The 13,200-nt window shown below is 36.4% G+C and carries 11 protein-coding genes; all 11 read right to left on the bottom strand.

What is annotated here, in order from left to right; translation table 11 throughout:
• Positions 1–36: 36 nt before the first annotated feature.
• The 11 genes from G4420_RS18910 to G4420_RS18860 all read right to left on the bottom strand — a co-directional run bounded on the left by G4420_RS18910 (position 37) and on the right by G4420_RS18860 (position 13,120).
• Entirely contained in the window at positions 37–489 is a 453-nt protein-coding gene (locus G4420_RS18910) for a JAB domain-containing protein (RefSeq protein ID WP_163325514.1), read from the bottom strand.
• A gap of 538 nt (positions 490–1,027) precedes the next feature.
• On the bottom strand, positions 1,028–1,579 hold the full coding sequence (locus G4420_RS18905) for an RloB family protein (RefSeq protein ID WP_163325513.1): 552 nt from the start codon (positions 1,577–1,579) through the stop codon (positions 1,028–1,030).
• 5 nt (positions 1,580–1,584) lie between these two features.
• Entirely contained in the window at positions 1,585–3,003 is a 1,419-nt protein-coding gene (locus tag G4420_RS18900; protein ID WP_163325512.1) for an AAA family ATPase, read from the bottom strand.
• Positions 2,936–3,526: an SLATT domain-containing protein gene (locus G4420_RS18895; RefSeq protein ID WP_163325511.1), complete on the bottom strand. Its 591-nt coding sequence runs from the start codon at positions 3,524–3,526 to the stop codon at positions 2,936–2,938. The genes G4420_RS18900 and G4420_RS18895 overlap by 68 nt, the downstream gene beginning before the upstream one ends.
• On the bottom strand, positions 3,523–4,101 hold the full coding sequence (locus G4420_RS18890) for a hypothetical protein (RefSeq protein ID WP_163325510.1): 579 nt from the start codon (positions 4,099–4,101) through the stop codon (positions 3,523–3,525). The genes G4420_RS18895 and G4420_RS18890 overlap by 4 nt, the downstream gene beginning before the upstream one ends.
• Complete coding sequence (locus G4420_RS18885) at positions 4,083–5,009, bottom strand: nucleotidyltransferase domain-containing protein (RefSeq protein ID WP_163325509.1); 927 nt, start codon at positions 5,007–5,009, stop codon at positions 4,083–4,085. The genes G4420_RS18890 and G4420_RS18885 overlap by 19 nt, the downstream gene beginning before the upstream one ends.
• Before the next feature lie 177 nt (positions 5,010–5,186).
• Positions 5,187–7,037, bottom strand: coding sequence for a restriction endonuclease subunit S (locus tag G4420_RS18880; RefSeq protein ID WP_163325508.1), 1,851 nt, complete (start codon positions 7,035–7,037; stop codon positions 5,187–5,189).
• Positions 7,037–8,608 carry a type I restriction-modification system subunit M gene (locus G4420_RS18875; RefSeq protein WP_163325507.1) on the bottom strand — a complete coding sequence of 524 codons (1,572 nt, stop codon included), beginning with the start codon at positions 8,606–8,608 and terminating at the stop codon, positions 7,037–7,039. Before G4420_RS18875 ends, G4420_RS18880 begins: the two co-directional genes overlap by 1 nt.
• Before the next feature lie 2 nt (positions 8,609–8,610).
• Entirely contained in the window at positions 8,611–10,131 is a 1,521-nt protein-coding gene (locus G4420_RS18870) for a Fic family protein (protein ID WP_163325506.1), read from the bottom strand.
• A complete protein-coding gene (locus G4420_RS18865; RefSeq protein ID WP_163325505.1) occupies positions 10,131–12,923 on the bottom strand; it encodes a type I restriction endonuclease subunit R in 2,793 nt (930 codons plus the stop codon). The genes G4420_RS18870 and G4420_RS18865 overlap by 1 nt, the downstream gene beginning before the upstream one ends.
• The gene (locus tag G4420_RS18860; protein WP_163325504.1) at positions 12,920–13,120 is read right to left on the bottom strand and encodes a helix-turn-helix domain-containing protein; all 201 of its coding nucleotides are present in this window, start codon (positions 13,118–13,120) and stop codon (positions 12,920–12,922) included. Before G4420_RS18860 ends, G4420_RS18865 begins: the two co-directional genes overlap by 4 nt.
• Positions 13,121–13,200: the final 80 nt, after the last annotated feature.

Raw genomic sequence — 13,200 nt, 5'->3', positions numbered from 1 at the left:
TCAATACGAGTAGCCCTTGTTTTCTATGAAGTGGATTTATAACAATCCATCATCAGCAAAACTCAGATAGCTTTCATCTGTAACAATCAGATGGTCCAGAAGACTTAAATCGATAAGCTGACAGGCATTCTTTAGTTTTTCGGTAATTTTTACATCAGCCGCACTTGCGGTAAGGTTACCACTCGGGTGATTATGAGAAACAATCAAAGAAGATGCGTTTGCTTTTAAAGCCAGTTGCAGAATTATTTTTACATCGACAACGGTCCCGGAAATTCCACCTTTTGAAATACAGGATACACCAAGAACTTTGTTGCCACGATTTAACAGCATTACATAAAACTCTTCATGGTGCTGAATACAATCTTTAAAAATGTGTTTGAAAATATGAGCAGCATCTTTTGATGCGCCAATTTGAGGTCTTTCTGATGCTTTTACTTTGTCAGTATAAGACACTTTAATCTCGGAAACTTTGAAATAATCGATTTTCATAACAGTAAGCTTTAAATTGTTAAACAATAATTTTATTGCTTACCATTCACAGGATAGCAGGGACTTCAGGCAAGGTTTTGATTTGGAATACGCTTTTTGTTTTAGGAACTAAAAGGAAGATTCTGAATCAAATCCAGCGGATTTAACCTTGTTGTTTGTCCATGGTACTCCTGTATTTTTGCGATTAAAATTAAGGGATCAATCTTTATCCCAGATTTTTTGCTCCTATTATTTTTCTTGCTGATAATAAACTTTATAGAATTTTTCTTTTTCATCAAATTCTTGTTCAACCAAATCTCGATTGTCGTGGACAGATAGGTGGAAATTCTCATCCAGTTTAATGATGCTTCTTCGGTTTTTAACGGCGCTTATCGAAGTGGTGAAATTATCGGTTATTTCAAACTCGGGGTCTTTCCGATAGCGGAATTTGTGGTTATTAAATGTTCGAAAGTAACTTTCTTTTCGATTACTTCGTTGGTAAATTTGGGCATATTTGATAGCCTAATGAGGTTACAAATTTATTTACGACAGAAGTATTCTATTTCTCAAGAATTTCAATCGCTTTATAAATATTTGTATATGAAATATTATTTTGTTTTAATCTCTTAATATTGTCAATAGCTTTTTCTTGTTTAAGTATAAGAATTTTTACCCATTTATCCTGCATTAAATATTTCTCTGTTTTGTCGTAGTCTGTAATATATTTCTTCAATTCATCTCTTATTGCATTGTAGTTTTCAAAATGTTTATTCGTTTTTTTGAAATGCAATAAAAACCAAAATTCGATAGATGGCAGACTATCACAAAGAATTACCTTGTCATTATTTTTATACTTGGCAATAAATCTTTGCAGTTTCAATTGTTCTTCTTTGTTCCTTTGGGAGACATCCGCATCAAAAGCACAAATTACTTTTACATCAGCAGATAATAATTCTTTTGTTCTTTTTTCAAGGTAATAAATGCTATTCTTGCTTGAAAAGAACCTTGGACGGACCACACAAGAATAAAATTTTAATTTTTTAAGATGTTGAAAATAGTACTTTTCGGTTAACCCTTCACCTATTACGTATATTGATTCTCGAAGCTTCATACAGGCTAATCAATATTTGGAACAGCACCAAATTTCCCAAATTTATAAGCTTTTTGAAGTGAAGAAATCCTACCTAAACCTGTGAACCCACTTAATGGATAAAGTTTTGTTGCTCCGTCTTCTCCTTTTTCCGTAAACCAAAAATTGTCTTTCCGTAGTAGGTCATCTTCATCAAATAGGTTATCATAGTGCGTAGAAATTAACAACTGTGCATTTTCAGATTCTTTTAGAAATTTTTCCAAAATATATTCTACTAACCTTGGATGAAGTTTTGATTCAATTTCATCAATCGGTAGAAAGGCATTCCGTTCAACTGCTTTATAAATTGCCCCGGATAAACCAAAAACACGTCTTGTCCCGTCAGATTGCCAGTCAATGGGTAAGAAATGCCGTTGTTCTTCACCTTTATTAATAACAGAATGTTCAAATTCTGTATCAGTTATCCTGATTACTTTTTCTTTTTCAAGCCTTGCCAGTTCATTTTCCGGTATTCCAATCATTTTTGCTCTTGCAATAAATTCTTCGGGAATTTCTTCCTCTATTTTTTCGCTTTTAATATTGGATATGTTAAAATCAGCTTCTCGTAAATAATCAAGAACATACGTTTTAAAGCTTTTGTCTTCGCCTACAAGGGTTTCCGAAAATTTCTGCAAAACAGTTAAGGGCTCAATCGTTTGCATAATTCTTGTCCGTATCCAATCAACAACAAGTTCAATCTCATTAATCACTGTATTTACCTGAATATATGAAGCAAAAACTGAAATATTAGGAATACATTTTATGGCAATCTCCTTTTCCTCAATAGAACTTATTTTGATTTTCGGACCATAAACTATTTTTGAAATTCCCTTTTCAAATTTTCGGTCAAAAATCATAGCAGGTTGGACACCAGGGTAGTATTCTAACTTCTCGCTTACTACAATATCATCGGTGATTTTCAATGAATAACGGTGCTTGATGCCGTTTTGAAAAAATGTAAGTTTAAAAGACGAGGGATTATTTCTACTTTCATTGTCTAACATGAACGGAATTATTCCTGTAGCTTCGTCTTTGCTGTCGGCAATACTCAACCAAAAACTGTTCAAAAATTCGAATGCTTTAATTAAGTTTGATTTCCCAGAAGCGTTATAACCATATACTATTCCTAATTTTTGTAGCCGGATACCTTTAGCAACTTCAACTAAATGAAAATCCTCCAGATGAGTATCTCTGGTTGCTTCAAAACTTATAGTTACCTCATCTTTAAATGAGAGAAAGTTTTCTATAGAAAGGGATTGTATCATGCTTCTATTTCTATAATTTACTTTTTTTTTGCAAAAATATATAATTAAACGTAGGAACAAAGCTTTTGTTGCACTAACTGACTCTAAGTTTTTTTGGTAAAAAACGATTAATTTCTTCATCGCTCCATGTAAATTCTTCATTCGAATTTCCATCTAACCCGAGCCCTTTCTGTGTAGCTTGATAATCACTGTATGTTGTTGTTGGTGAGTATTTTCCGATGTTACTATATTGCTTTTGGTATTCCCTTGATTTATTTCGTAATTCTGATAAATTATTATCATTACTAGCAATCTCTTCAATCAATAACAAATAGGAATCTCTTAATTCCTTGTATGTTTCTGCAGCTAATCGATGGTTTATTTTTATTTCTGAAATATCTTCTTTATGGAACATTGTAAAAAGTAAACTCACTGCAGTCAGAATTAATCCAACGTAAGAGAGTACCGATAAAATTGTGTTTATCGTTTCTTTATCAGAAAAAGCATGGAACGAAACAACTTCCAATATTATTAGAATAAGTGTACTTCCCGAAATCCAGGCAGTAATATTCCTATAAAAATTTTGTTTTTTCTCTAATCTGTCGTATGCTTTATAATGTATGCTGTTCATAAACACACATTGTGCAAAAAAATGTTTCGTAGTAGATAGTAATAGTTGATTCATAACAATTTATTTGCTTTTAAAAAACGTCTAAATTCCTGACGACTATACTTCCTTTTACCTTTAGCCTCTAAATATGCTTGTAGATCTTTTCTATATAATTTGTTTTCCTTTACAGCTTTTATTAAAGCTTCTTCTTTGTTATGTGGTTCATCTTTCCACGGTTTTTTATCATATCTATCAAAATATGTAACCCAGTAAAAGTGTTCTTCTAGATGGTTTAAAAATCGTTTCAACTCGAAACCATTCGGATAGAACATCTTTTCTTTAATTGGAAAAATTAAACACAACTCTCCATTTAAGTTGTTTAAATGAATATCTGCAACTGAAGGTAGTTTCTTCCTTATTGCGATATTTAGTATTTTGCCCTCAGTCTCCCTGACTTTAGGCAAAATACTATTACTACTGTATTCCAATTTAAACTCAATCGAATATTTTCCTTTAACAGGTTTTTCATTATACGAACGATAGAAACTTAAAACACCTTTAATTTTATTATCTGTTTCGGTATACGTTAACCCTGGATATTTTTCTTCGAGAAAATTAATATCTTCTTTGCTTAACCTAATCTGCTCCATGGTGATGCCGGTTTTATAATTGGAGGAACGACATGCTTATGTTTTTTGTGGTGATTCTCCTTTTCTTTCGGAAATTTATCACCGAAAATCTTACGCCATTCGTCCGATGCTTCTTTCTGTTTATCCTCATCCATATATTCTATGGCTTTTACTGCTCTGTTGTAGGCCGATTGTATATGACTTTTCCTACTTTCATCATAACAACGCGCTTTAATATAGTCAAAAAGGTTTTTAACCACTTCTTGATAATCGTCATATTCCGCACCATCTGTAAATTCGAGTTTTAGAAAGCCTATAACATCATTTATTAATAGGTGAGAAGGATAATCCATTGATGGAACATTTCTTTTCCATGATTTCATCATTCTTACCAATTCTGCAGTCAGCCCATTGGTTTTATTGTTTGATGCTTGAAATTCTCCAATTTGCTTACGTGGATCAAAATTTTCCCAGCTTCCTCCATTCGTTGAATTTGGAATTGTAAAAGTGCCATCTTCTTTTTCTAAAGCAGGAAGAACTTCTACATTATGAGTATTGTCTGCCATTTTAACCAAAACGACTTTTGCCCATCCCCGTATTTTATCGGTTGTAGTGTAAGTTTTTTTCAGTATATCCTTTATTTCCTGCAATAAAGCTGCTGGTCCATTACTCTGGTAGCTATAAAACTTATCAAATGTTTCCTGAGTAATTTTAAAAATTACATCTACATCGTGCAATTCTGTTAAAGGCCTTGTATTGGTTTTAGTTTTGTATGAACCAAACAATAGCTTTGTTTTTCCATCATAGATAGATTCATAGTAGGCATTATGCAAAGTTTTACACACGTTAGTGTATTTTGATTTTGCATCTTCTCTCTGATTTGAGGTTAGTTTTATCTCCTCATTGAATTTTTTAAAGTGTTCTTTCATTGTTTCTAATTCTAATATTTACAATTATAATGCAAATATGCAAAATAGAATCAATAGCGCCAAGTGTAAGTCTAAAAAATACACGTATAGTGTAAATTGTGAAAATAGAGGTGGATTTTCTCTGATCTTATTGGCAATATTCTCACAAATTCACAATATCCTATTAAGAATAAGGTGCTAATCAGGGTATATTTTGTGTTCCATCATAAATTGGTAACCTTCTTTTATTTGTTCTTCTGTAAATTTCCTTTTCTCCTTATGAAATTTGTAAAAACCTTTTATTAATGATTGCTCCGATATTAGTACATTATTTTCTTTCTGTTCTTTCCACGCGTAATAAAGCGTTGCAACGATCTCCGATGTTTGTGTTTTTTCCTGTGCGAACAATGAAATCAGTTTATTGATAATTTCTGCTTCTTCAGCGAAGTAACTATCAAAGTACTTTTTATACAGCGATGATTTCTCAGTCCTTTGATATATCGTTGCTTTTCTTTGTTTTCCATTAACAGCAAAATTTCTTTTCCCAATCGAAAACCAACCATTTTTTTCATATTCCAAGTCAATTAGGGTAAGTGTTTTGCCGTCGAAAGGACCTGCTGCAAACTTTTTATAATTGGTTTGCAGTGCCATTCCACCAACCTGTTCACTTAAGTATAACAGTTTCATCAGTTTGGTATGCCCAAAAGTAGGTTCTTCGCATAATTCATTGATAATGTGCGATGCCAACATTAATTTTCTTAAAAAAGCTTCTTGTTTGGTAAGCATGATTTTCTTTTTTTTATATTCTACATTTGGCTCTGCAGCCAACAACAAATTTTCATTTTTTATACTCAGCTTGCCCTTAAACGCTTTTTGGCTCAAACTGCCATATAGTTTTTCCAACTCCTGTAAACTTTGTTGGTAGTGGGCTTTAAGGTCTTCGGTTTTTTCTACGATTTTGGCAAATTGGGTTTGGAGTTTAAGCGGAGGAACAGGAACCTCAATTTTCGCAATTTGACCAGATGAAATCCTTGCTCTTGTTTGTCCATGTATAAATGACGATGCTAAATGTAAAAAGCCTTCTTGGTTAAATAAATAGGATATATAAAACTGATTTACAAATTTATGATTGGGTCTAAAAACCACACAATCGGCTTTATTCACTGATATTTTAATATTTCTTGGAATAATACAAGCCCGAATATTCGGTGCTCCCATTGTTGCAATAACCACATCATTCGGATAACATGAATATTTAAACAATACATTTTCATAGTGAATTTCATCGATATACTTTACATCTTCTTCAATAAAGTTATTAATACCAATATTTTGTAAACGAATTACTTGGATTCCTTTATCTGAATAATGCTCTGTTTTAAGGTTTGATCCAAATGGACCATCAGAAAACCGCAACGAAAGTTCCTTTACTTTTCTCGTTTCCCATTTCTTATTATTAATCCCTGAGTCTCCAAACATCTCCAAAAACACCGATTTTAAATATTCATCCAACAGGCGGATGCTTTCTTTGCGTTGGGCGATAAGGCTTTCGGCTTTGGAAAGTATGTTGGCGATGTGGAGTTGGGCTTTAAACGGGATTACAGGAATTCTTAAATTGTCAACATGTTCATTTTTAAGGTTGTTAATATTTGCTCCTTGAATGGAATTTCTTATATGGTTTTTATAAGTATCCGTATGGAAAAAATGAGACAAAAACTCTGAACTAATAGTATTATCAGGTCTAACTAATTTGCAAAATGCGCCAAAAGAGCCATAATAATCCTTATTAAAATAGATGTTTTTACCAACAATGTTTTTACTACCACTAGATGCAGCCAATAATATATCACCTCGCTTAATTATTTGTTCTTCTTTTACATTGTTATTTGAAATGAAAATTAAATTACGATCATCCAAACCATCTGGAGTTATGTTATTTGCCTTTAGAACCGGCATATATTCTTCCTTTGGAGAATCTGAAATTTGATTAGGTTTATAAGATATTCCTCTAATCTGTTTGATTTTATTTCCTAATTTTTCAAACTTCATTACATCAATCCTTTCAATTCTGCCAATCCTTTTCCAATCTCACTCTCTATGTTTTCCAGTTTCGCAATAATTAAATCGGGTTTTTCGTAAACTACTTCTTCGTACACTTCTTCTTTGTATTTGCTAAAACTCAGGTCGTAGGCATTGTCTTCAATTTCGGATTTGGGAACAAAGAAGTGCTTACCCCTCCTGTCGCCTTCGACTTCGCTCAGGCTGACACGTTTATTAAATTGTTCTACAATATCCTGCAAATCGCTGTCGGAAATTTTGTTGCGTTTGTCGTCGAGGCTGTAACCATCGTTTTCCATGCCATAAAACCAAACGTTGTTGGTTTCACCGCCTTTGGTAAAAAGCAAAATGGCAGTGGCAACTCCGGCGTAAGGTTTAAATACTCCGCTTGGCATGGCGATAACGGCTTTTAGTTCGGCTTTTTCAATTAACGATTGGCGCAAAGCTTTAAAGGCTTTTCCGCTACCAAACAAAACACCCTGCGGAACAATTACGGCGGCTGTTCCTCCCATTTTCAGCATGTGAAAAATACGCTCCACAAAAAGCAGCTCGGTTTTGGTGGTGGGCAGTTGCAGGCTTTCGTTAATGTCGCCTTTATCGATATTACCTGTAAATGGAGGATTGGCCATGATTATGTCGTACACGCCGGTTTCGTTGTAGCTTTTGCTCAGCGTGTCTTTGTAGTCAATCAAGGGTTCGTCAATGCCGTGCATCATCAGGTTCATCATTCCAAGGCGAACCATGGTGGTATCAATGTCGTAACCCGAAAAACTCTGGTCGAGTATTTCCTTCACTTCCCGGGTTAAAACGGCGCTAATGGCGGCGCATTCAAAACCATCTTCGTCTGTTATCAGTTTCGATGGTTCTTTTTTACGAACCAGGTCGCTCAATATGTATTGGTAAGCGCCTAAAAGGAAACCTCCGGTGCCACATGCCGGGTCGGCAATGCGCTGCCCTAATTGTGGCGCAAGCAGTTCGGCCATTAATTTAATAATGTGCCGGGGAGTGCGAAATTGCCCGTTCTTTCCGGCGGTGGCAATTTCGTTTAAGAGCATTTCATATACATCGCCCTGTATATCCTGAAACGCTTGTCCGCCTTCGGTGGCATCGCGTTCAATTTCTTTGAAGATATCTTCAATAACGTGAATGGCCGAAACCAGCAAACTGGCTTTGGGCATAATAAAAACGGCGTTTTCCATGTGCTTTGTAAAAGCGGATGTTTCGCCGTTCAAGCCTTTCATAAAAGGAAAGACTTTGGTTTGCACATGCAACAGCATTTCATTGGCCGGTTTGTGTTTAAACACGCTCCAGCGTAATTCGTTTTTATCAATGGTTTCGGTTGTGCCGGGAATGGTAAATTCGCCTTTAAAGCGGGAGTTGTATGCTTCGCCGGTAAAATCGGCATCGCGCTCGCGTTTGGCCTCCAAATCGTCGAGGCGTTTCATAAAAAGCAAATAGGTTATCTGCTCGATTGCAGTAAGCGGATTGGCAATGCCACCTTCCCAGAAGTTTTGCCAAAGACGGTCGATTAATGATTTTAATGTGCTGTTATTCTGAAGCATGATTATTTTTCGTTTCGAAGTAATTTTTGCAACGCCAAACCTTTTTCGGTAAGGCGGTATTTTTGTTTTGGATGGTTTTTTTGCGGGTACTTCATTTCTACCCAACCTTCATGTAAAGCCGGTACCAGATAAATATCCCTGAAATTCCCTTCGTGTTTAAGTTCCAACTTGTCCTGTAACTCCTGGCGGTTCATTTCATTTTTCAGTACCGCAATTAAATTCCGAACTTCTACGGAGGTACTGCGGTACTCCTGCGGTAGTTCTTCGTTACTTGTCCGGTGCTTATCCGGTACTTGTTCGGTAGTCTGCAAATACGAAGGGCGGTATAATACAGTCCTGAATTCTTCAGCTTGTATGAATTGCGGTTCCTTTAATCCTGCCGTTTTTGATTGGCGGACCATATCGGAAGTACCGGTCCCCAATCGTTCGATATAAGCGGTTAAATACAAAGGTTCAGCCATTAACGGATTTGCAGGTACCGAACTATGCAACTGTTTAAGTTTTTCCACCGTCCATCCCATGGGTAAAGAACCGGGGTTCCAGATTTCAAGCCTGTCGCGAAACAGCATAACCTGAACACTACCGTTATTTGTATAATCGCGGTGTGCAATAGCATTAACAACAGCCTCGGCAATTACATCCTTGGGAATTTCATAAGCGCCGGGAGCCTGAACATTTGTTTGGCGGGTTCCCACACTATAATCCAGTTTCGACAGAATAAATTCTACCGTTTGATCAACGAGTTCAAAAGCAGTTCCTTTATACACTTTATACGATGGAATTGGCTTTTCCATTTTTGTCCCGCGGAATACAACACATCTTACTTCCGAACTGATAAAAAAACGCTGAGGTTGTTTCCCAAACAACAATAAAGCCGCATTTACAGGTTTGTTATTTTCGAAAAGATTTAAATGGGTCAGTATTTTTTCAACTGAATCAGTTTCCTGCAAGGCAAAGCCTCTTTTTTCACGGGCAAGCCTGACGAACCATTTGATTTTTTCAGTATCGATATCATTCAAATCGGCCTTTTCATTTACTGATGCATCAAAAGGACCGGAGCGAATAATTTCCTTTTCAACAAGATAACGTACCAACGCCGCATAAACCGATGCTTTAAGGTCGTCTGTTCCCGCAATTTTCTTTCGCACAACAACTCCCTGGGCTTTTTCGATTAAAGCCAATTCTTTAGGATGCCGTTCGTTGTTCGGGTGGGATGATATAAATATCAGGCGGGTGAGATGATGCAGGGTTGCATGATTAAATTCCAGTTCTGTTGGAGATACGCCATCATGATTTTGAAAACCGTATTCTTTCCCGAATAATCCCAGGTAAATGGTACTGTTTTCCACTTCACGTAAATACACATTATCCACCCTTTGGTCAATAGCAGGAAGAGCTTCAAATATAAATGGTTCAAAAAATCTACCTAATAAAGGATCGGCATAAATATAATCGTACAGAACTTTTCGCTCAGCTTCAAATTCCCGTTGAACACTACTTATGAATATTTTTTTCTTTGCCATTATGCAGCCAGTACTTTATTCGTTAATTCAATTATCTCGTCAATTTCTTTTGCAGTAAAAATACCCCGTACTCCTTCGGGATGGATCATTGTAAACGGTGACTCGATAAGGTTTCGTTTGGTAATTTCCCCTTTCTCCAGGACAAAGTTCTTTAATAAATCCAAAAATTGTAATTGACGGCTGGTTAAATACGTGTGGTGGTTTATAAAATCATCGAAAGCCTTTGTAACCGTCTCCGAAAATGTTTCAAGCAGTTCGATTCCTAAAATATGTTTGACAAACTGTACCAGCTGGGCTTTACGGTGGTCATACACTTTACGTAGCAATTCAATAGTAATGTGCGGATGCTCGTTGTGTAAATCTTCGGCCAATTGTTCGGCTTCTTCGGGGGTAATTTCCACCCCCTGTTTCAGTTTTTTCAATAGCGGGTTGAACGAAACCAACTCATTTATTTTTTGCTCTACCAGTTCGCGGTATTTTGCTACGCTTAAAGCTTCATGTTGAGGGCCAAACTCAACTTTCTCCTTTCCTGAAACAATGTCCTTCAGGTTAAATTTGGCTGGCGGCAATGTAATAACCAATTCGCGGAATTTCATTAAAGGAGCAATTATTTCAATCAACTCATCAAACTTATCCTCGTTAATCGTTGCCCAAAAATGATTGGATTGTGCTTTTTGAATCAATTCCTGTTGTTTGGCTACAATATTCACACTCAAAGGCAATTCGCCAATTTCTTCAACGATACTTTCCCTGATGGTTTCGTATTTTTCTTCATCCTTTTGCAAGCGAGCAAGCGAAACTTCAACAATATCTTTTTCGAAGCGCATGGCTTTAAAATCGGAATCGGAAACTGTTCGGAACAATGGTTTTACAACTGAATCCAGAAATTCAACTTTATCAGCAGTAAGGTTATTCCAGAAATTTTCATCTTTCAAACGTTGCAAATCGTTCAATGCGTCAATAATAACAACCGAGTTTATAGGAAGTGTTTCAACCTGCATTCTTAGCTTTACAATCTCTTTTACTGCAATTTCTGTTTCGTTTTGGTTTTGAGCTTCTTCTATTTTGCTCAACCTGGTACCAAACAACCGAACAGGTAAAGGAATTTGCTGTTTGGGTTCTTTCCCTTTCGGATTTAATTTAAAATATTCGAAATTATCCCAACAGTCAAGAATAAGAAAAGCGTCTTTTTCGGTGCACCACGGCTTCAGTTTACCGCGCTCAAGCCTGCGCGTTCCCCGGCCTATCATTTGCCAGAATTTTGTATAACTATAAACGGGTTTAGCAAATACAAGATTGACCAGCTCCTGAACATCAATTCCAGTGTCCAGCATATCAACACTAATAGCTACACGAGGCATATCATTGTGTTTAAATTGGTCCAGCAATCCGCCCTTGCCGTAAACTCTCGGGTCTTCACTAACCAGAACCTTAGCCAACTCCCCCTTGTATTCCGGATAAAGTGAATCAAATATCTCTTCAATCCGCCGGGCATGCGCTTTACTAATACAAAAGAATATCGTTTTGCCCGGCAAAACACCGTTAGTATCTTTGATACATTCTTCCATAAATTCACGAACAATCAGGGCATTTGTTCCCCTGTTGATCACCTTTTTTTCAAGGTCGGTTCCTTCGTAATTTATTTCTTCAATTTCCTTGCCCTCTAGAATTAGTTTTTGCTGGTCTTCTAATGAGATCGTACGTTTGTTTATTCCTTCGTCTTGAAATTTGGTTTTAATTTTCATTACCTGAAAATTGCACAAATATGGCGGTATATGATTTACTGCCTCTTCATAAGAATAGGCAAATGTTGGAACGCCATCCTCACACTCAAATATTTCAAAGGTGTTGTGATCGATAACATCGGTTGGAGTGGCTGTTAATCCAAGCGTTATTGTACTGAAATAATCCAATATTTCCTGATAGGTATTGTAAATGCTTCGGTGGCTTTCGTCAATTACAACCAAGTCGAAAAAATGCTGTGAAAGTGTTTTATTTTCTTCCCTTATAATGTTCAGCATGGTCGGATAAGTTGAAACATAAATCCGCCTGTCGGTTGCAATTTCTTTTTCTCCCTGTTTAGGCCAACGGGGTTCGTTGGGTAAATGTTCTTTGAAAGCTTCCAAAGCCTGGTCGCGAAGTGCAATCCTGTCAACCAGGAATAAAACCCTTTCTGCCCATCCGGCGCGCATTAAAGTATCGGTTAACGCAATACAGGTTCTTGTTTTTCCGGTACCTGTTGCCATAACCAACAAAAACTTTCGTCTCCGTTTTTCAATGGCCTCCATCACGGCGCGGATAGATCGGATCTGGTAATCACGTCCGGCAATTTTTGTATTGATTAGCTCACCTGCCAATGCCTTTCTTGATTTGCGAACATATAAGAAACGCTCCAAATCATCTCGGGAAGGAAATCCATATACCTTCTTTGGCGGATAGTTTTCCAAATCCCAAAAGAAAATATCATGTCCGTTGGTATAAAAACAGAAAGGAAGTTCACCTCCCTGTGCATTTACTAAGTTGTAGCAATATTGTTTAGCCTGTTCCCGGCCGATTGCTGCATCAACCGATGTTTTTTTAGCTTCTACAACCGCCAATGGTTGGCCGTCTCTCCCCAGTAAAACATAATCACTGTATTGATGCCCGTTATATGGAGTCGAAGATTCCTTTGCCAGATCCTTATCAACGATAATGTCAAATTCTTCTATCACCTGAGACCGGTCACTAACAATCCAGCCCGCCTGTTTTAAACGGTTGTCTATAATTTCTTTTCGTGTTTTTGCCTCATTCATATATAACTTTTGTTTGAGACAATCAGGTCTTTAACATCAACATCTAATATTTCTGCAATTTGCATCAACACTTCGAGTCGTGGTTGTTGTCTGTTTTGTACATAGGAGTTAACCATATTGTAGCTCTTTCCAAGTTTCCCAGCCAGCCAGGTTTGTTTAATACCTTTCTCTTCAAGCACTACCTTAATGCGATTCACATCAATAAAATTTTTGTTGTCTAAAATACAATTATATCTCAAAAAATAAGATATAGAATCAATCTTAATGCTGTTTCCTT

Origin of the sequence: Draconibacterium mangrovi (assembly GCF_010586825.1) — a bacterium.
GTDB classification, from domain to species: domain Bacteria; phylum Bacteroidota; class Bacteroidia; order Bacteroidales; family Prolixibacteraceae; genus Draconibacterium; species Draconibacterium mangrovi.
This window is presented reverse-complemented; position numbering and strand designations above follow the sequence as displayed.

What these genes read in the sequence shown, in the direction of transcription:
- G4420_RS18900 (WP_163325512.1), bottom strand. Translation starts at nt 3,003, where the DNA reads ATGAAGAATTTACATGGAGCGATGAAGAAATTAATCGTTTTTTACCAA.
- G4420_RS18905 (WP_163325513.1), bottom strand. Translation starts at nt 1,579, where the DNA reads ATGAAGCTTCGAGAATCAATATACGTAATAGGTGAAGGGTTAACCGAA.
- G4420_RS18875 (WP_163325507.1), bottom strand. Translation starts at nt 8,608, where the DNA reads ATGCTTCAGAATAACAGCACATTAAAATCATTAATCGACCGTCTTTGG.
- G4420_RS18910 (WP_163325514.1), bottom strand. Translation starts at nt 489, where the DNA reads ATGAAAATCGATTATTTCAAAGTTTCCGAGATTAAAGTGTCTTATACT.
- G4420_RS18885 (WP_163325509.1), bottom strand. Translation starts at nt 5,009, where the DNA reads ATGAAAGAACACTTTAAAAAATTCAATGAGGAGATAAAACTAACCTCA.
- G4420_RS18870 (WP_163325506.1), bottom strand. Translation starts at nt 10,131, where the DNA reads ATGGCAAAGAAAAAAATATTCATAAGTAGTGTTCAACGGGAATTTGAA.
- G4420_RS18890 (WP_163325510.1), bottom strand. Translation starts at nt 4,101, where the DNA reads ATGGAGCAGATTAGGTTAAGCAAAGAAGATATTAATTTTCTCGAAGAA.
- G4420_RS18865 (WP_163325505.1), bottom strand. Translation starts at nt 12,923, where the DNA reads ATGAATGAGGCAAAAACACGAAAAGAAATTATAGACAACCGTTTAAAA.
- G4420_RS18895 (WP_163325511.1), bottom strand. Translation starts at nt 3,526, where the DNA reads ATGAATCAACTATTACTATCTACTACGAAACATTTTTTTGCACAATGT.
- G4420_RS18880 (WP_163325508.1), bottom strand. Translation starts at nt 7,037, where the DNA reads ATGAAGTTTGAAAAATTAGGAAATAAAATCAAACAGATTAGAGGAATA.